The sequence below is a fragment of the Cyclobacterium roseum genome, assembly GCF_010119225.1.
In the GTDB taxonomy this organism is placed as follows: domain Bacteria; phylum Bacteroidota; class Bacteroidia; order Cytophagales; family Cyclobacteriaceae; genus Cyclobacterium; species Cyclobacterium roseum.
This window is the reverse complement of sequence record NZ_WNKF01000014.1, coordinates 84,830-104,437: the sequence shown is the minus strand read 5'-3', so window position 1 is coordinate 104,437 and position 19,608 is coordinate 84,830. Positions and strand designations below refer to the sequence as shown.

The window sequence follows — 19,608 nt, the reverse complement described above, 5'->3', positions numbered from 1 at the left end:
AATCGGCCGAGATAAGCCTGAATCATACTAAATTCAGGCATCATTTTTTACTTCATTTCAGTCCTCAAATGAATTTCAGGCATTTTTTAGAATCCCTTTCCTCTGAGAACCATTATAATGCTGTATTGGCACTGGCTTAATTGTTGTCTGAAATAGTAGGAATTAGACGATTTGATCTTAAACCACAACAACAAAACGTATGGGTGAGCTTGAAAAACGAAAAAAAAATACCGGGTCTGATAATCTAACCGAAGATGAAAAGAAAATTTTTGATCAGTTGGGTTTGAAGAACGGTGCTTCCCGAAGAAAATTTTTGAAGCTGGTTTCTTCTGCCAGTTTAAGTGTATATGCTTCTTCTTATGCTACATCTCCTTTATTTGCAAATACGGCAAAAGACCTTCCCCACCACCAAAGGGTTATGCTAAATGAGGTGAAGGTTAACCTACGGGTAAATGATAGGCTCAAGCCATTAACGCTGGACTCGCGAACTTCCCTACTGGATACTTTACGTGAACACTTGGCGCTTACCGGAACTAAAAAAGGCTGTGATCACGGGCAATGTGGTGCCTGTACGGTATTGGTGGACGGAAAACGTAAACTTTCCTGCCTCACCCTGGCTGCCACTTGCGAAGACAGAGAAATCACTACCATAGAAGGTTTAGCAGATGGTAATGAACCCAATGCCATGCAGCAAGCTTTTTTGAAACATGACGGCTTTCAGTGTGGATATTGTACTTCAGGCCAAATTTGCTCCTCTGTAGCCCTTCTTGAGGAAGCCAAAAATGGCGAGGCGAGTTACGTAACGGAAGATTTCAGAAAAATAGAAACCAATTTAAGACTTTCCGAAGAGGAAATTAGGGAGCGAATGTCGGGGAATATCTGCCGCTGCGGAGTCTATAATAATATTGTTCAGGCATTTAAAGAAGTGCATTCCGGTAATGATGAAATGCCCAGCTGGGAATTTGCTACCAAAGAGCAGATGAAAAAGGCGAAGAATTCTTAAACCTAATCCTATACCACCATAAAAGTCAGGATTTATTAATTATTTATTATGAGACCATTCACATACACAGGGGCAAAGAATACAGCAGAAGCCCTGCAAGCCGCAAGTTCCAATGCAAATGCCCACTACCTGGGAGGAGGTACCAATTTAATAGATTTGATGAAGGAGGATGTGGAGCGGCCCGATGAGTTGATAGAAGTAGCCAGTCTTGACTATAAGAAGATTACTTCAAATGAAAATGGAGGGTTGACCCTCGGAGGAATGCTCAACAATTCAGAAACAGCCAATCATCGTGACATCCGGACGCATTATCCCTTGCTTTCCATGGCGATGCTTTCAGCGGCCACGGGACAGCTTCGAAATATGGCTACCAATGGCGGAAACCTGCTACAGCGTACCCGTTGTCCGTATTTCTATGAAACCTCCATGCCTTGTAATAAACGGGTGCCTGGAACAGGCTGTGGAGCCATCAAGGGGATGAATGCATTACATGCTATTTTTGGCTGGAGCGAAGATTGTGTGGCGGTTCACCCTTCCGACATGTGTGTGGCATTGGCAGCCATTGGGGCAAAAGTAGAAGTGCGTCATCCCAATGGCTCCTCCAGAATGGTTGAATTTACTGATTTTCACCGCTTGCCCGGAGATCGGCCTGAAAAAGATAGCAACCTGTTGCCGGGAGAATTGATCACGGGCATTCATTTACCCAAACCTATATTTTCAGCGCACTATTATTATTTAAAAGTCCGGGAACGTTCCAGTTATGCTTTTGCGCTGGTATCTGTAGCTGCTGGTTTGCAAATTCAGGGTGGTATGATCACAAAAGCTGGACTTGCCATGGGTGGTGTCGCTCATAAACCCTGGAAGTTGGTTCAGGCTGAAAACTACCTTGCTGGGAAAATGCCCAATCAGGCAAATTTTGAAGCTGCTTCTGAGCTCGCAATGAACGAGGCAAGACCTCTGGAAGGCAACAAATATAAGGTAGAAATGGGCAAAAAATCCATTGTCAGTGCACTTACCCAGGCATACGAAAGAAAAGCATAAGCCAATCTCAAAAATTAAATCAAATGACGAACACATTAAAAGCCCCTGCAGTAGGAGCAGCCATTAACCGGGTAGAGGGAAAATTAAAAGTAATGGGAATGGCGAAGTATGCAACAGAGTTTTCTGTTGAAAATAAAGTATATGCCCAAGGGATCAATAGTACCATTGCCAAGGGTGAAATTATCGCAATAGATACTTCCGAGGCAGAAGCCTTAGCGGGTGTACTGGCTGTAATTACCCATAAAAATGCTGAAAAGTTAAATCATTTTGAGGAAGAGATGCCCCTATTGGCCACCACGACTATTGCCCCGGTACTTCAAAGTCCAAAAGTGAATTATTATGGAGAATATGTAGGTGTCGTAGTTGCTGAAACCTTTGAGCAGGCACAATATGCTGCCAGATTGGTGAAAATTGAGTATAAAGAAGATTCAGACCCAACGATTCAATTTGACGAATCGAAATCTAAAGCCATTAAACCCAAAGGGAATTCCGATTATTTACGCGGAGATATGGAGGCAGGATTGGCTGAAGCGGATGAAACCCTGGATGCCACCTATATCACCCCTATCGAACACCATCATCCGATGGAATTACACGCTATCATTGCCTCCTGGGATAACGGAAAGGTAACCGCCTATTCGAGCCAACAGATGGTAAATGAATCTACCATAGCCATAGCAGATACCTTTCAAATTCCCAAAAAGGACGTACGGGTAATTACTCCTTTTGTAGGTGGCGGTTTTGGCTCTAAATTAAATACCGAGCGTCATGTCACTTTAGCGATTATGGCTTCCAAAATGCTGGCGCGTCCTGTTCAAATGACCGTCACCAGGCACCAAATGTTTACCAATACGGGAATGCGGCAACATAACGCACAGCGCATGCAGCTTGGTGCCAAAAGGGATGGTTCGCTTACTGCTCTCTCCCACGACACCTTATCCCATACGTCTACTTACCAGGAGTATCAGGAACCTTGCGGAATGATCTCCAAGATGCTCTATAAGGTCCCCAACAACCAAATAACGTATCGTTTAATACCCATGAATTTTCAAACCCCATTTGCCATGCGGGCACCGGGAGAAGCAACGGGAAGCTTTGCCCTGGAATCTGCCATGGATGAAATGGCTTGGAAATTGAAAATGGATCCGGTAGCTTTTCGAATAAAAAACGATACACAAATCGACCTTGGGGCAGACAAACCCTTTTCTTCACGGTTATTGATAGAATGCCTACGCATAGGAGCCGATAAATTCGGCTGGGAAAATCGTCCCATGCAACCCCGCAGCAAACAAGAAGGAAACTGGCATGTAGGTTATGGTGTAAGTGCCGCTTCAAGAAAATCCCCTTACCTGAAATCATCTGCAAAAGTATTGCTGAAGCTAGAAAATGAAAAAGTGTATGCTACTGTTCAGATGGATGCTACGGATATTGGGACGGGAAGCTATACCATTATTGCCCAAACTGCAGCAGAATACCTCGGAATTCCGGTGGAACAAGTAACCGTGGAATTGGGAGATTCCAAGTTCCCCATCACACCTGGTTCCGGAGGTTCCTGGGGCGCAACTTCCTATTGCAATGGGGCACGAGCCGCCTGCCAAAGTGCTATTGCTACATTAAAAAAGAACAAAAATATTGGTGAAGATCAAGAGATAACCGTAGCCAAACTGCTAAAACAGAATAAATTGGAGAAATTTGAAGCTGAGGGTACCGCAGTACCATCTGAAGCATTTAAGGAACACTCCGTTTTTTCCTTTGGCGCTAATTTTTCAGAAGTGTGGGTAGATAAATATACGTGGATGTACCGGATCAAACGGATGGTAAATGTAGGGGCCGCCGGCACCATCCTTAACCCAAAAACCGCTTATGGCCAGATTATTGGTGGATTGACCATGGGCGTTGGGATGGTTTTGTCCGAACAGACAAGAGTAGAACCAAACTTCGGTAATTTTATTACGCGTTCGTTTGCCGATTATCACGTACCGGTAAGCCTGGATATGGCAAACGTAGAAGTTATTTTCCTGCCGGAAGAAGATAAAATTGCCAACGAGATGGGCATGAAAGGTATTGGGGAATTGGGAATTACCAGTGTGGCGGCATCCGTCGCCAACGCTATTTTTAATGCTACCGGCAAGCGTATGCGGGAATTACCAATAACACCTGAAAAATTAATTGAAGCACCGGTAGAACCTGGCGTGCTTGCATAATATTATCGTTTGTTTAAAGTGAACGCGACTATTCAGTATTGCAAGTAGGCCTTTTCCTTCTTACACATGCTAACAGAATAATAGCAACCTAAAAAAATGCATTTAGGGACTTTTTTCGTGCTACACAATTCTGGTAATAAAAAAACCGCTGCAATGGGGGGTCACAGCGGTTTTTTATTAAGAGAGGTCTATTATAATCCGAACAAACCAGGAAGCCAGAGTGTCAACTCCGGAATTAAGGTAATCACGATCAATCCGAGGATCATGGCCAGGAAAAACGGAAGTAAGGGCAAAAACACCTTGGCAATGGTGGTTTTGGCCACTCCCACACCGATAAACAATACCGATCCTACCGGCGGGGTACAGATTCCAATACATAAATTCAGTACCATAATGATTCCAAAATGGACCGGATCAATACCTATGGTCACCACTGCCGGAAGGAAAATAGGCGTAAAAATCAATACTGCCGGCGTCATGTCCATGAATGTTCCTACAAATAAGAGGATCAGGTTAATCATGATCAAAATAACGAATTTGTTATCGCTAAGTGCCAGCAAGGATGAGCTTATAGATTGCGGTATGTTTTCGCTAGACATGGCCCAGGACATGCTCATGGAGGTTGCGATAAGTAACATCACGATGGCCGTAGTTTCTGAAGATTTTAACAAAACTCCCGGTAGGTCTTTAACTTTGATCTCCCCATATATAAAGGAAAGCACCAAGGTATAGATTACCGCTATTGCCGAAGCTTCGGTAGCCGTAAACACCCCTATTACTATTCCTCCAATAACCACCACCAATAACATCAAACTTGGAAACGCAGCCAAAAACTTGGTGCCAAGCTCTTTTAAGGTAGTCACCTCTCCTGCCTTGAGATTGTGTTTTTTAATAAAAATAGCTGCCGTGATCATCAGAAACATTCCTACCAACAAGCCGGGAATGTATCCGGCTACGAAGAGTGCAGCTATCGAAACCCCCCCACTCGCCAACGAATATACGATGAGTACATTGGAAGGAGGAATGATTAATCCCGTCGTAGAGGATGTGATATTGACAGAAGCCCCGAGTTCTCTGGGATACCCTTCCTTTTCCATGCGAGGTCCAAGAATTCCACCGATGGCTGAGGCCGCAGCGGCTGCGGAACCTGCAATGGCACCGAATAGCATGGCTGCAATTACATTTACATAGAGCAAGCCTCCCGGTAACCTCCCGGTCATGGCTTTTGCCAGGTTAATTAAGCGGTTGGCAATTCCGCCTTTGTTCATGATTTCTCCTGCCAGAATAAAAAACGGGATGGCTAATAAGGCGAAACTATCCAGTCCCACTCCCATCCGTTGGGCGATGGTCGTTGCTGAGGGAACCGTGGCAATGGTTACGGTCAGCGTGAGAAAACTGGAAAATCCCAGTGCCCAGGCCACCGGCACTCCGATGCCCATCAGAATGATAAAACTGCTTACCAGAATGAGTATGCTTAAATATTCTTCCATTTCGATTTAATTTTGGGAGTCTTGTTTGAACAACAATGATTTCAGGTTTACAAACTGATAAAAAAGCACCAGCAAACCACTAAATGGTATCATCATATAGACATAAGCCAGCGGCAATTGTAAGGTAGCTGACTTTTGTTCCAGGGTATAAGTAATGTAAACCAGGTTAATTCCTCCTATTATCATCACTGGAATAACAAACAGCACAATGACAATACTGATCACGGCCAGCAATTTCCTTTTTGCCTCACCTTTAAGTTTGGTGGGCAATATATCAATGGCCAGGTGATTGTCCTGACCGGCTACATAGGCTGCTCCCAGCATGCCCAACCAGACCAGCAGGTATCTGGAAAGCTCATCCGTAAAAGAACTGGGAGCCTGAAGTACGTATCGGGAAAAAACCTGCCAACTTACATTAAGAACCATGAACGCCATAATGATCATCAGCATGATTCCGATTACTTTATCCAATTGTAATTTTATAGCACGCATAACTTAATAATTTCTGATTTCCTCGACCAATGAATACATTTCAGGATTCTCGGTTTTCATCAATTCGTACACTTTTTCAGCCTCTTTTCTAAAAGGTTCCTTATCCGGATAGGTGATCTCAACCCCGGCTTCTTCCAGGATGCGCATGGATTCTGCCACCGATTCTTCCCAGAGTTTGAATTGGTAAACGGCAGACTCATCGGCAGCCTCCTGCAACCAAATCTTTTCCTCCTCAGATAAAATGTCCCAAACCTTCGTACTCACAATCATCATATCCGGAATGGCCGTATGTTCGTTCAGTGAATAATAGTTGCATACCTCATAGTGTCTTGAAGTAACCAGACTGGGAGGATTATTTTCTGCGCCATCCACGATTCCCTGTTGCAAGGCCGTATACAATTCACCGAAGGAAACGGGCGTAGGGGATCCGCCAAAACTCTGTACCATATTGACGGCAGTAGGACTTTCCATTACACGGATTTTGAGCCCCTGGATATCTTCCGGCTTTTCTACCGGCGTGTTGATGGTGTAAAAACTTCTTTTGCCGGCATCGTAAAAACAAAGCCCCTTCAGCCAGTATTTTTCCCCGGCCGCCAGCAACTGCTCCCCAATGGGGCCTTCCAGAACCCTGGCCTGATGTTCATCGTCTCTGAACAAATAGGGCTGTCCCAGGATCTTTATTTCAGGGGCAAAACCCTCCATGGCAGCAGTAGAGACTTTGGTCATGGACAAACTGCCGATTTGCAACAGCTCGACCAATTCCCTTTCCGTACCCAATTGCTGGTTAGGGTACACCTGTACGATCATTTTTCCACCCGATTTTTCCTCGGCCTTCTCTGCCAGGTATAGCATGGCTTCGTGAACCGGATGGCTGGTATCCAGCCCATGTCCCAGCTTTAATATGCGGACACCTCCGGGTTTTGAACAACCGATCAAAATAGCCGCTATAAACAGCAGGCCCAGGTAATTTAGGGATTTAATCCGTGTGGTTATAAACATGTGTACGATGGTATTATTTTGGTTAATAGTAATTGACTCATCAAATAGTACGCTCTTTCGCAGATCATCGAAGCAATCTGCCAATATTTTCTCCGGAAACCAACTGATTTACCTCCTCCACGGTAACAAAATTCGCATCTCCGGGCACAGAATGTTTTAAAACAGATGCTGCCACCGCAAACTCCAGGGCTTCCTGCTCGGTTTTATGTAACAATCCATAAATTAATCCGGCCATAAAAGCGTCCCCTCCTCCGATGCGGTCCACAATGGCCGGCATGTCGTATACCCTGGATCTAATCAGCTTTTCTCCATTCCATAATATCCCGCCCAACCGGTTATGCGAAGCGGAAACCGAATCCCGCTCCGTCGTGGATACCAGTTGGATGGAAGGACTTTGTGCTTTTGCTTTTTCACAAGCCGTCACAAAATCACTTTCGTGAATGTCCATGCAATTTGCAAAATCCGACAATCCCGCAATAACAACCTGGCTGTAGGAAATCAACTCCGGCAGGATATCCAGCGGTTGCTTGCCGTATCGCCATAAATTTCTTCGGTAATTAATATCTCCACTTACCCTCACTCCGTATCTTTTTGCCTCTTTCAGCATCCGAAGGCAGAGGGAGGCGGCAGAAGCAGACAGGGCCGGGGTAATTCCAGACCAGTGAAACCAATCCACGCCTTTAAACACCTGCTCCCAGTCCAGGTCCTGCCCCTCGTAATGGGAAAAAACAGAATCAAACCGATCGTAAATGATTTTTGAAGATCGCTGCATGGCACCATTCTCCAAAAAATACAAGCCCATCCTTCCCTCTCCGATGTGGATAAAGGAGGTATCTATTCCTCCGGTTTTCAGGTAACGAAGGGCGGCGCTACCCAGATCGTTGGAGGGCAAGGCACTGATAAGCGCCACGTCCTGTTCCCAATAGGCCAGCGAAACGCCCACATTAGCTTCCGAACCACCCACCTCAGCATCGTAGTTGCCCGCCTGTATAAATCGTTCGTGCCCTGGCGTGGAAAGCCGCATCATTACCTCCCCTAATGTGAGTATTCGTTTACGCATTCGTTTTTTTGATACCGGATGTTAAACTGTCAAATTTAACGGTGATTTAAAAAAAAAGAAGCCCTTCGGCTCTTTTCTTTTAATTTATTTCTAAATTGTGCAATCGATTGCTCAAGATAATCAAATATTTGAAATGATACATAGAGTTTTACGAATTCATCCCGATGATAATGTTTTGGTTGCGTTAACCGATCTCAAAGCGGGTGAAAAAATACTTTTTGAAGGTCTGGAAATCAATTTGGTTAATAGCGTGCCTGCCAAACATAAATTCACCATGGAATCCATGGAAGAAGGTGCCATTATTTATATGTATGGTATCATCGTCGGAAAAACCATGAGGCCCCTAGAAAAGGGAGCGGTTATTACCACGGAAAATATCGTTCATCAAACCGCGCCTTTTACGGGCAAGCGAAAATCCTTTTCCTGGAATCCGCCGGAAGTCGATCGCTGGAAAAACCGGACCTTTGATGGGTTTCATCGCCCGGATGGGCAGGTGGGCACTGCCAATTACTGGCTGGTGGTACCCCTGGTTTTTTGCGAAAATCGCAACGTGGACATCATGAAGCAGGCCTTCGTGGAGGAACTGGGTTTTGCCAAGCCCAACCCCTATAAATCCCTGGTCAGGGAGCTGAAAGAGCGTTACCTGCAGGGAGACAAGGACAGTTTACAGCAGGTAGGCGTGGAAACGCTGGAGCAGCCCGGGGAGGAAAAGCTATTTAGAAACATCGACGGGATTAAATTTTTGACCCATAACGGAGGTTGCGGAGGCACCCGGCAAGACTCGGAAGCGTTATGTGCCCTGATAGCGGGTTATATTAATAATCCCAATGTAGCCGGAGCGACCATTTTGAGCCTGGGTTGCCAAAATGCTCAACCGGCCATATTACGAGAAAAACTGGCTCAAATCGACCCCGACTATAAAAAGCCAGTGATCATCCTGGAACAGCAAGAAGAGGGAACTGAAAACCACATGCTGAACAAGGCCATTCAATCCACCTTTTTGGCCTTAACAGAAGCGGATCAACTGCAGCGGAAAGCAGCACCACTAAGCCAATTGACCATTGGTCTGGAATGCGGCGGTTCGGATGGCTTCTCCGGTATTTCCGCCAATCCCAGCCTTGGGCAGGTCTCCGATATGCTGGCCGCCCTGGGGGGGAAAACCATTCTTTCCGAATTTCCGGAACTTTGCGGGGTGGAGCAAGAGCTGATCAACCGCTGTACTACGGATGCCAATGCCGACAAATTTGTTCGTCTTATGAGGGCCTATGCCGCTTCAGCAGAAGCCGTAGGTTCGGGTTTCGACATGAACCCCAGCCCGGGAAATATCAAAGATGGGCTGATTACCGATGCCATTAAATCGGCTGGCGCTGCCAAAAAAGGCGGTACCTCCCCCATTGTAGATATCCTGGATTATACCGAACTTGCCACGAAGCCGGGCTTGAGTTTATTGTGCTCCCCGGGGAATGACGTGGAAAGTACCACTGCCATGGCAGGCTCAGGTGCCAATATCATCCTGTTCACCACCGGCCTGGGCACGCCTACCGGCAATCCCGTTACGCCGGTAATCAAAGTATCCTCCAACCACAAGCTGGCGAAGAAAATGCCGGATATCATCGATGTGGATACCGGAGGCATTATTTCCGGTGAAAAAACCATCGAAGAAATGGGAGATGAACTTTTGGAGCACATCATCCAGGTGGCCAGCGGCAACATCAAAGCCAAAGCGGATATACTCAACCAGGATGATTTCATTCCCTGGAAAAGGGGCGTTTCTCTTTAATTAAACGATTAAAACGTATTTATTTATGTCTCAATTATTTTCAGTAAAAAACAAAGTCATTATTATTAGCGGCGGAACCGGCGTGTTGGGCAAAGCCATGGCCAAACATTTGGCAAAGGAAGGCGCACAGATGATCATTTTGGGGAGAAACACCAAAAAGGTAGAAGACCTGGTACAGGAAATTAAAGACGAGGGAGGTTTTGCTTTCCCTGCCGTTGCCGATGTAACCAAGGAAGATGAAATCATGGCGGTCAAAAAAGAGTTGGAAGCATCCTTTGACCAGATTGACGGCCTGATCAATGCTGCCGGAGGCAATATGCCCGGTGCCACCGTAATGCCCGATCAATTTTTCACCGACCTTTCCTCGGAAGCGGTTAAAAACATCATGGACTTAAATTACATGGGAACCTTCTTGCCCACCAAGGTATTTCTACCCCTACTGATTAAAACCAAAAAAGCTTCCATCATCAATATTTCTTCCATGGCGGCCAGCCGCCCCATGACCCGGGTAATGGGCTACGCTTCCGCCAAAGCGGCTATTGACAACATGACCAAATGGATGTCGGTCGAATTTGCCAAAAAATACGGAGAAGGCATTCGGGTCAATGCAGTGGCTCCGGGATTCTTTTTGACAGCACAAAATGAGCGCTTGCTGACCAATGAAGATGGCAGCCTGACCGAAAGAGGGAACCTAATCAAAGACCACACCCCGATGGCCAGATTTGGGAAACCGGAAGAACTTTTTGGAGCCGTACAATGGCTCAGCAGCGAAGCATCAAAATTTGTGACAGGAACCATAATCGAAGTAGATGGAGGCTTCAGCGCATTTTCAGGAGTATGAGCAAAGTCAATAACCCAATAATGATGGAACAAACCATGCGCTGGTATGGACCCAACGATCCGGTAAGTCTGGCCGATATCAGGCAATCCGGTGCTACCGGCATTGTAACCGCCCTGCATCAGGTAGCCAACGGCGAAGTTTGGACCCGGGAAGCCATTCGGGAACGGAAAAACACAATAGAAGAAGCCGGACTAACCTGGTCGGTGGTAGAAAGTGTTCCCGTACACGAAAACATTAAAACCCGCTCGGGAAATTACCAGCAATACATCAAAAACTATCAGGAAAGCATCCGCAACCTGGGGGCAGAAGGCATACATACCGTATGTTACAATTTCATGCCCATCCTGGACTGGACTCGTACCAATCTGGCCTATACCCTTCCCAATGGTGCCAAAGCCCTGCGTTTTGAAATGAAAGCCATTGCCGCCTTTGATGTGTACCTGCTGAAACGGCCCGGTGCTGAAAAAGATTATTCTCAGGAGATACTGACCAAGGCCAAAGCACATGTGGAGGCACTTTCGGACGAAGGAAAAGACAAACTGGTCGACACCATTATTGCGGGTTTACCGGGAGCAGAGGGAGGCTACACCGTAGCTGATTTTCAACAAGCGCTGGACACCTATAAGGGGATCGGTGCCGAAAAATTGGGCAAAAATCTAAACCTGTTTTTGGAAGCAATCATTCCGGTAGCCGAAGAAAGCAAGGTATACCTGTGCATCCATCCGGATGATCCCCCCTTTCCGATCTTTGGCCTGCCGCGGGTCGTCAGTACGGCCAGCGATTACGACCGAATCCTTAAAGGAAACAACAGTGAATACAATGGATTCACCTTTTGTACCGGTTCCCTTGGCGTAAGGGGAGACAATGACCTGCCCGCCATGGTTCGTACGTACGGCAATCACATTCATTTCATTCATCTGCGGAGCACGCAGCGGGATGAGGAGGGAAATTTTCACGAGGCCAACCACCTGGAAGGAGATGTTCCCATGGCAGAGGTCGTAGAAGCACTTATCGAACTCCAGCAAAGGCGGGGCAAATCCCTCCCCATGCGGCCGGATCACGGTCACCAGATGTTGGATGATTTGAGTAAGGTAACCAATCCAGGGTATTCCGCTATTGGAAGGCTAAAAGGACTGGCCGAAATCCGTGGTTTGGAATTAGGAATCGCAAGGAGTATTTTTGATAAATAAAAACAGAAAAAAAATTAAGTCTTAACATAAACTAACCCGATAATAATTATGAGTAAAGAGCAAGCTGGCAGGAGGGAATTTCTGAAAAAATCTGCCATGACCACCATGGGTATATCGGCATTGGGAGCGGTAGGATTTTCCGCCAAAAGTTACGGGAAAATTTTGGGTGCAAACGATCGATTAAACATCGCCATAGCCGGATTGGGACGAAGATTAGGTGCCTTTTACAATCCGATTGGATTAAAATCCAGTAATGTCAACCTGATGTATCTCTGTGATGTGATGCAGTCTCAAAGAGAAAAAGCGGCTAAAAATTTTGAAAAACACATTGATTACAAGCCAAAGCTGGAAAACAGCATCCTGAAGGTGATAGAAGACCAGGAAGTAGATGCCCTGATCAATGCCACCCCGGATCACTGGCATGCGCCGGGAACCTGGCTGGCCCTGGAGGCTGGCAAACACGTTTATGTAGAGAAACCTTGTAGCCATAATCCTTACGAAGGAGAACTACTGGTCGCCTACCAGAAACAATATGGAAAAGTGGTGCAGATGGGTAATCAACAACGCTCTGCTCCTGAAAGCATCGAAATCATCAAGGCCATACATGAGGGTGCCATAGGTGATGTGTATAAAGCCACGGCCTTTTATAACTCCGCCAGAGGTGAAGTACCCAACCAGACAAAAGCAGCCCCGCCGCAAGGTTTGGATTGGGAACTGTTTCAAGGGCCTGCCCCCAGGAGAGAGTACACCGACGACACCTGGAATTACAACTGGCACTGGTATGGCTGGGATTATGGTACTGCCGAAACCGGCAACAACGCCACCCACGAACTGGATGTAGCCCGATGGGCCCTGCAAGTTGACTTCCCGGAAAAGGTAATGGTCGATTCAGGTAAATACCACTGGCCGAACGACGGTTGGGAAATGTACGATACCATGGACGCTGTGTTCAAATTTTCCGATAACCGAACGATCCAATGGGATGGCAAAAGCCGAAATGGACACAATACCTACGGTCCCGGAAGGGGCACCATTATCTACGGAACCGATGGTTCGGTATACGTAGACCGCGGCGGATACAAGCAATTTGACAGAAGCGGAAAAGTGGTCAAAACCAATGAATCCGGTGGTAGCGAGGCCGGCACGGCACTTGGCGGTGGCGGCGACATGTCCACCCTGCACGTGGTTAACTTCTTTGAAGCCATTCGAGGCAAACAGGAGCAAAACAGCCCCATTGACGAAGGAGCCAAAAGTGTGCTGCTTTGCCACCTGGCGAATATCGCTTCCCGAACCGGGGAAATCCTGGAATGCGATTCCTCTAATGGGCATATCAAAAATAGCAAAAAAGCCAGTAAACTCTGGAAACGAGAATACGAAAAAGGCTGGGAACCGAAGTTAAAAGCATAACCTGCTTATTTTACCAAATAAAAACCACCAACCATCCCCGGTACAGCCGGGGATTTTTTTTTACCTACGCTCTCTGGTACCGTGGATGACAGCGCCTGCGAATTGCCGGGACCAATTTGACGACTCTCTCCTATTGTGGGACCCCGCACAAGGATCAGCCAACCCTATCAGCAAAACACACACCAGCAAAAGTTATCAGCAAGGAACAAGTGCAGTCAATGCAAATAAATCGCGACCATTTCAGCGCAAAGGAGCAGGGCGATTTCCCAGTTTCTGCAGGTACCGACCGTATCGGTTCATCACCCAGAGGTGCAGGCGGGCCTGTGTTGAGACGTACAGGTACCAGGGTATTTTGGGCACAAATTCGTGAATAGCGGTGATGATGTACTTACCTCCCAGCACTTCCCGGAATTCCAGCCATCCGTAATCCGGACGACCGACCAGCCAGCCCCCACTAATGTAAAACAATTGCCGCTTTTTCTCGCTTCGGTCTTTGATCCAGCTTAGTTGCAACATGGGAACGGTGATAAAAAAAAGGTAAAAACTGACCACACCTTCCCGATTTTCCCGGGCATTGATAATCGATTTGAAAAACGTTGACAACCAAACTTTGTACCGATTAGCAGCCCAATAGGCACTTTTACCAAAGGTATTGGAAAGCCGCTGTATGCTTCTTACGGTATTTTTCCGACGACCCAGGGGCATAAACGTTGGCAAACGGGGTTCCCATCCGGAACACAACGCAATGTTCACCGATTCCTCATACGACTGGTACGCAATGGGAAATTCCCGAAAGGCCAATTCATCCGAAACGGTCATGGTATGTTTGAGGCTTTCCACCAGTGGGGACACCAACTGCGCCGGACTCTCGCCAAAATAGCCTACCCAGAGCTTGGAGAGGCCCGGGGAAAAAAACGGCACAGAAAAAATATAGCGCTTTTTGCCCATCACTGCGGCGGTTTTCAGCATCATCTCCTGGTAAGACATGATTTCCGGGGAGCCAATTTCGATGGCCTTTCCAAATACATTCGGATTTCCCAGGCAGCCGTCAATGATGGTCAGTGTATCCTGTAGGGAGATGGGTTGGGTTTTGGATTCCGTCCATTTCGGGCAGATCATTACCGGTAATTTTTCGACGAGGTTTTTGATCATTTGGAAGGAAGATCCGCCGGGACCTACGATGATGCTTGCCCGGAGTGCCGTGAGGGCAGCAGTGCCGGAAGCCAGCGTTTTTTCCACTTCCAAGCGGCTCCTAAGGTGCCGGGACCAGGTGTTCTCCGATTCGTTTTTTGGCAGAATGCCTCCCAAATAAACCACTTGCTCGACCCCATTGGCCGACGCTGCCCGGGCAAAATTGTCGGCAAGCAAAAGGTCCGTATCCTCAAAGCTCCCCTGATTCAAACGGGTGGACGCATTCATGGAATGTACCAGATACAGCGCATAATCAACTCCCTCCAGGGCCTTTTGCGTAGAACTGATCGAATACAATTCCACCTGCCGCCATTCGATTTCCGGATGGGGATTTTCCTGCGCTTCCCTCCTGCTCAAGCCAATAATATGGTACTTGTCCTTAAATCGCTCCATAAACCAACGACCGATATACCCCGTCGCACCGGCGATGGCCAGCACCTTTTTTTTTCCTTTTTCCATTGCCTACCTAACTGGCGTTCATCCAAATTGTTGATGAAGAAATAAGGTAATGCGATAAATGTATTTTATTGCTACCGGGATTTATTTATCTTAAAAATTCGATTTCATCTTTCTTATAACTGATTCCCTTCTAAAATGACCCGTTTCTTATTGGTTGGCCTAATGAGCTTGATATTCACCTATCTCCCAGCCCAAAACCAAATTCAGACCCAAGCCAAAAATCCCCATTATTTCTCTTGGGGAAGCACGCCGGTATTTTTAATCGGGGCGGCTGGTTTCCACAGCTGGGCACCCGTCAGTCGTCCCGGAACCGTCCAGATGGAACAACAATTGGAAAGAATGGGCAATTTGATCGATGAAATCAACAGTCCGCATATCATGGGATTGGTCCGTTGGCTGCCCTATGACCCCATGAACCACCTGCATGACGGTACGGTAAAGCGCGTGCTGCAACCATGGAAAAAGGAAGCTGACGGCAGGTACGATTTAAGTCAATTTTCTCCGGAATGGGAAACCCGACTGAAAAAATTGTTGGAAAGTGCCCTGGAAAAAAGAATCATCGTCGTTCTCGAACTGTGGGATGATTGGTCCGTCACCCGTGGGCCGGAAGGGGCCTATGATCCCGGGGACAATTTTGGATGGAACGGACACCCATTTAACCCCAACAACAACATCAACTACGATGAGCAAAGCTTACCTGCCAGTACCCTGGCCTGTGCCGCACCCTTCTATCAGACCCTGCCATCAAAATCCAACAATCAGGAGGTATTTCACTATCAAAAATTATACATTGACCGGCTTTTAGGCATCATCGAACCCTATCCCCATATCCTGCTAAATGTGAATAATGAAAGCCGGGCAGATCTGGAGTGGAGTAGTTTTTGGGCAGGTTATGTGAAAGAGAAATTTCCGATGGTTGGTGACATGCCCTCTACCAATAGGAAAGATGGCGGAGGGGAATGTCAGGATGACTTCAACCCCATGACCCTGGCATTGGATAACTTGTATGGATTTGTGGATATTTCCCAGGGGGTTTCGGGGCATGAATTCAACAGTCCTCAAGCCCAGGCCATCGAAGGAGGAAAGCGAATCAGGGAGTACCGGGAAGCCATGAAGGCAAACGGCCAGGTCAAGCCTTTGCTGGTCTCCAAGGACTACACCCGGGATGAAAATGGCGGTGACATTGTCATTTGGAGTCGATTTATCAACGGTACCGCCAGTACGCGCTTTCACCGGCCCGCATCCGAAACCCCGGCTTCCGTAGTGGACTACCAGCATGCAGCCATGTTGCGCCTGGGTAAATTTGTTTCCGGACTACCATTCTGGGAATTATCCCCCCATCCCGAGCTCCTTTCCTCCTTACCCGATGGGATGGCTGCCAACGTACTCAGTAATGGGGTGGATGTTCTGGCGATTCAATTGCTGGATGGAAAAGCGAATGCCACCATGGACCTGGAGCTGCCTGAAGGTCGTTGGAAAATTTCATGGATCAATCCGTCAACCGGTTTGCAACTAAAGGAAGAAACCATCCAACATTCAACCAAACGGCTGGTAGTCCAGATACCTGCCGATTCACCTCATTTGATTGTCCTGTTGAAAAAAGTAGAGTAAATAACCGGTACTGAAGTCGGCTTATTCGCTAAATTCCGCACTTCATCGGAAAAAGCTAAATTATCAGATGCCAACCCTGTTTATTTGAACGAACTCTTAAAATCGAACCGTTATGAAACAGGTGTTAATTAGTTTAATTGTCATTCTGGCTGCATTCAATTCATTGCTGGCGAACCCAACCACAAAACCCTACGAAGAAACCACCTGGAATGTAATCAGGGAAAGACTTTTTAACGGAGAAAACGCGAATGCCTATCGCTTTGAAGAAGATGTTCGTTTGCAGTTAATTGGCGCAAAAACACATCAGGATTCGATAGTTATCATACAAATGATTAACGAATTAAACGGTCTGCTTGAAACCTCAAAAATAAAAATGGTAAATAAAGACCCCAACTTCAGCCTAATAATAACGAAGCAGTCAGGGGGTACTTCATCAAATTCTCGGAATCGAACTGTCGGTTCCCAAATAGTATCGGTTAATTTAGAACTCGGGATTCCAGGAGCTATTGCGGACACAGAATCCATTAGCCAAATTTACTACCATACCATTCGGAACTTAACACGACTTTTTATTCCCCAGCATGGTAGCACTGGTTACGGTGGTATTTTTGATTCCTCCGAAGCCTCCAACGCTGAATTCAAGGAAATAGATAAAGACTTACTAAGAAAGTTATACTCTACCGATTTTTATAACAACCTAAAAGAAAGTACCGTAGAAAAATTTGGCTACCATTACTATTTACATTTGAGGTACCAAAAGCTATTAAGAAACCTTTCTTATTCATTTAAGATAATTTTAATACTATTTGGATTTCTGTTTTTCCTCTCAAAAGAAGCTAAAAGGAAAAAAAACCCTGGCTTACTCTTGTATGTAAAACAACGAGCGATTATTCTGTTGATCATTCCCTTTTTCCATTCGTTTATCAAAACATCCGCAGTATCATCTTCACCTATATTAATTATTACTCCAGGTGATGTTATCGTTAACTTTTTAGGAACGGTTTTTTATGCACTTTTGCTCCTCGTATTTCTCTATTATACAGAACCTGTATTTATTAAAAAGATAGATAATTTCCTCGGAAAACAGGCTTTTATATTTCTGAGCACTTTTATTTCGCCTCTTATTGTCCCGGCAGTTTTAGTTATTCCTTTCTTTCTATTTTCAGATCCCAACCTAATGGCAAGTTTTACCCATTCTTCTTTCTTGCGCCAAAATTCCTCCTACATTTTTCTGATTGCATTAGTTGCGGCACTTCGCGTATTCTATAACTTTGTTACCTATCGCATCCAAAGCATGGTGAACCAAAAAGACGTAGAAATTGCCAAAATGAAAGAACTCAAAAACCAGGCAGAACTAAATGCGATTCATTCGCGGATTAACCCGCATTTTCTTTATAACTCCTTAAATTCAATAGCCAGCCTATCACATATCGATGCCGACAAAACCGAGAATATGGCTACGGGCCTTTCAGAGCTTTTCAGGTATTCAATTAACAAAGAAAACAAAACCTATGTATCGGTTGCTGAAGAACTGGAAATGGTGAAAAATTACCTGGAAATCGAAAAAACACGGTTTGGTGATCATCTCGAATACGAAATAAATGCTGAAGAAGCCACGCAGGAAAAACAAATTCCGAAATTTTTGATTCAGCCACTTGTTGAAAATGCGGTAAAACATGGGGTTTCACAAATAAAAGGCAGGGGTAAAATTGCAGTGGTAGTGAAAAAACATGAGAACGATCTGTGGATATCGATCTATGACAACGGCCCCGATTTCCCGGAAGAACCCATAAGTGGATACGGTCTGCAGAACCTTTATGATAAACTAGAAATTATTTACGGAAATAATGCCAAAATTAATTGGGAAAACGGAGCAGACAAACATTTGAAAGTCGCCCTGAAAAATCAATTCAAATCATGAAAATTAACCGCCCCTACAAAACCATTATTGTTGATGACGAAGCGTTAGCACGATTACGTCTTCAATCGTTAATGAAAGAATATCCAGGTTTTTTTGAATTAATTTCCGAAGCTGCAAATGGTGAGGAGGCCATTGAAAAAATCAATCAAATGAAGCCGGAGCTACTGTTTTTGGATATAAAGATGCCGGTAATCAGTGGATTTGATGTGCTGAAAAAATTGAGCTATTTCCCTAAAGTAATATTTTGTACTGCTTTCGACGAATTTGCTTTGAAAGCATTTGATTCCAATTGCATCGACTATCTGGTTAAACCACTCACAAAAAAGCGGTTTTCCAAAACTATCGAAAAACTTAGCCAACCAATTAGTGTAGACAATTCAGAAACGAACCTAAAAAAACTCATTGAACAGTTCAGCCAGGAAAATAGAAAAAGCGAAGCCTCCTCCATACCAGTAAAGGTTGGTGACCGTGTTATTTTTGTACGCCTTGATGAGGTCTCTTATTTCCAGGCCGATGAAAAGTACGTGTCTATTGTCACCAAAAATGCTAAGTCGTATATTTTAGATTCGAGCTTAAAGAAACTAGAGGACAAATTGCCCGAATATTTTATCCGGATTCATAAGTCCTATCTAATAAATAAAAACCTGTTAAAAGAAATAAGGAAACATTTCAATAGCCGTTTTATACTTATTATGGATGACTACACTCAAAGCAACATTACCAGTGGTCGAAGTTACTACCATGCCGTAAAATCTTTCCTCGAATATTAACTATTTGAAAAAACCGCAAAAAAACAAAATTACCAGATTTGTGGATTTTTGGCGGGACTTGCCAGGAAACTATACATTCTTATTGTTATATTCCTAAAAATAGTAACGGTTCCCTCCCCTTGTTACAATCAACGTTTTGACCTATATTT

15 protein-coding genes are annotated in these 19,608 nt (G+C 45.4%); 10 read left to right on the top strand and 5 right to left on the bottom strand.

All coding sequences use genetic code 11. The annotated features are described in order from the left end of the window. Positions 1 to 199 precede the first annotated feature (199 nt). The 3 genes from GJQ68_RS17700 to GJQ68_RS17690 are packed head-to-tail and all read left to right on the top strand — an operon-like array spanning position 200 to position 4,248. Positions 200 to 1,003 (top strand): 2Fe-2S iron-sulfur cluster-binding protein, encoded by an 804-nt coding sequence (locus GJQ68_RS17700; protein ID WP_162418626.1) that lies wholly within the window; start codon positions 200 to 202, stop codon positions 1,001 to 1,003. Positions 1,004 to 1,051: 48 nt separating this feature from the next. Continuing rightward, entirely contained in the window at positions 1,052 to 2,044 is a 993-nt protein-coding gene (locus GJQ68_RS17695; RefSeq protein ID WP_162418625.1) for an FAD binding domain-containing protein, read from the top strand. A gap of 23 nt (positions 2,045 to 2,067) precedes the next feature. Next, a complete protein-coding gene (locus GJQ68_RS17690) occupies positions 2,068 to 4,248 on the top strand; it encodes a xanthine dehydrogenase family protein molybdopterin-binding subunit (RefSeq protein ID WP_162418624.1) in 2,181 nt (726 codons plus the stop codon). Between the two features lie 191 nt (positions 4,249 to 4,439). Here the strand turns inward: GJQ68_RS17690 and GJQ68_RS17685 are convergent, their stop codons facing one another. From GJQ68_RS17685 to GJQ68_RS17670, 4 genes are all read right to left on the bottom strand, one after another. After that, on the bottom strand, positions 4,440 to 5,738 hold the full coding sequence (locus tag GJQ68_RS17685) for a TRAP transporter large permease (RefSeq protein WP_162418623.1): 1,299 nt from the start codon (positions 5,736 to 5,738) through the stop codon (positions 4,440 to 4,442). A 6-nt stretch (positions 5,739 to 5,744) separates the two neighbouring features. Beyond that, positions 5,745 to 6,230 (bottom strand): TRAP transporter small permease, encoded by a 486-nt coding sequence (locus GJQ68_RS17680; RefSeq protein ID WP_162343665.1) that lies wholly within the window; start codon positions 6,228 to 6,230, stop codon positions 5,745 to 5,747. Between the two features lie 3 nt (positions 6,231 to 6,233). Continuing rightward, positions 6,234 to 7,229 (bottom strand): TRAP transporter substrate-binding protein, encoded by a 996-nt coding sequence (locus GJQ68_RS17675; RefSeq protein WP_162418622.1) that lies wholly within the window; start codon positions 7,227 to 7,229, stop codon positions 6,234 to 6,236. 64 nt (positions 7,230 to 7,293) lie between these two features. Beyond that, positions 7,294 to 8,289, bottom strand: coding sequence for a sugar kinase (locus GJQ68_RS17670; RefSeq protein WP_162418621.1), 996 nt, complete (start codon positions 8,287 to 8,289; stop codon positions 7,294 to 7,296). A gap of 133 nt (positions 8,290 to 8,422) precedes the next feature. On the opposite strand from GJQ68_RS17670, the gene GJQ68_RS17665 reads away from it, so the two are divergent. The 4 genes from GJQ68_RS17665 to GJQ68_RS17650 are packed head-to-tail and all read left to right on the top strand — an operon-like array spanning position 8,423 to position 13,507. Continuing rightward, positions 8,423 to 10,069: a UxaA family hydrolase gene (locus GJQ68_RS17665; RefSeq protein ID WP_162418620.1), complete on the top strand. Its 1,647-nt coding sequence runs from the start codon at positions 8,423 to 8,425 to the stop codon at positions 10,067 to 10,069. A 25-nt stretch (positions 10,070 to 10,094) separates the two neighbouring features. After that, a complete protein-coding gene (locus GJQ68_RS17660) occupies positions 10,095 to 10,910 on the top strand; it encodes an SDR family oxidoreductase (RefSeq protein ID WP_162418619.1) in 816 nt (271 codons plus the stop codon). Between the two features lie 23 nt (positions 10,911 to 10,933). Further along, the gene (gene uxuA, locus GJQ68_RS17655; RefSeq protein ID WP_162418639.1) at positions 10,934 to 12,100 is read left to right on the top strand and encodes a mannonate dehydratase; all 1,167 of its coding nucleotides are present in this window, start codon (positions 10,934 to 10,936) and stop codon (positions 12,098 to 12,100) included. 48 nt (positions 12,101 to 12,148) lie between these two features. After that, positions 12,149 to 13,507 (top strand): Gfo/Idh/MocA family protein, encoded by a 1,359-nt coding sequence (locus tag GJQ68_RS17650; RefSeq protein WP_162418618.1) that lies wholly within the window; start codon positions 12,149 to 12,151, stop codon positions 13,505 to 13,507. 240 nt (positions 13,508 to 13,747) lie between these two features. Here the strand turns inward: GJQ68_RS17650 and GJQ68_RS17645 are convergent, their stop codons facing one another. After that, positions 13,748 to 15,157 (bottom strand): NAD(P)H-binding protein, encoded by a 1,410-nt coding sequence (locus tag GJQ68_RS17645; protein WP_162418617.1) that lies wholly within the window; start codon positions 15,155 to 15,157, stop codon positions 13,748 to 13,750. A 162-nt stretch (positions 15,158 to 15,319) separates the two neighbouring features. On the opposite strand from GJQ68_RS17645, the gene GJQ68_RS17640 reads away from it, so the two are divergent. The 3 genes from GJQ68_RS17640 to GJQ68_RS17630 all read left to right on the top strand — a co-directional run bounded on the left by GJQ68_RS17640 (position 15,320) and on the right by GJQ68_RS17630 (position 19,459). After that, positions 15,320 to 16,768, top strand: a complete 1,449-nt coding sequence (locus GJQ68_RS17640; protein ID WP_162418616.1) for a hypothetical protein — start codon at positions 15,320 to 15,322, stop codon at positions 16,766 to 16,768. A gap of 112 nt (positions 16,769 to 16,880) precedes the next feature. Next, positions 16,881 to 18,689, top strand: coding sequence for a sensor histidine kinase (locus GJQ68_RS17635; RefSeq protein WP_162418615.1), 1,809 nt, complete (start codon positions 16,881 to 16,883; stop codon positions 18,687 to 18,689). Next, the gene (locus tag GJQ68_RS17630) at positions 18,686 to 19,459 is read left to right on the top strand and encodes a LytR/AlgR family response regulator transcription factor (RefSeq protein ID WP_162418614.1); all 774 of its coding nucleotides are present in this window, start codon (positions 18,686 to 18,688) and stop codon (positions 19,457 to 19,459) included. Before GJQ68_RS17635 ends, GJQ68_RS17630 begins: the two co-directional genes overlap by 4 nt. The last annotated feature ends 149 nt before the right edge of the window (positions 19,460 to 19,608 follow it).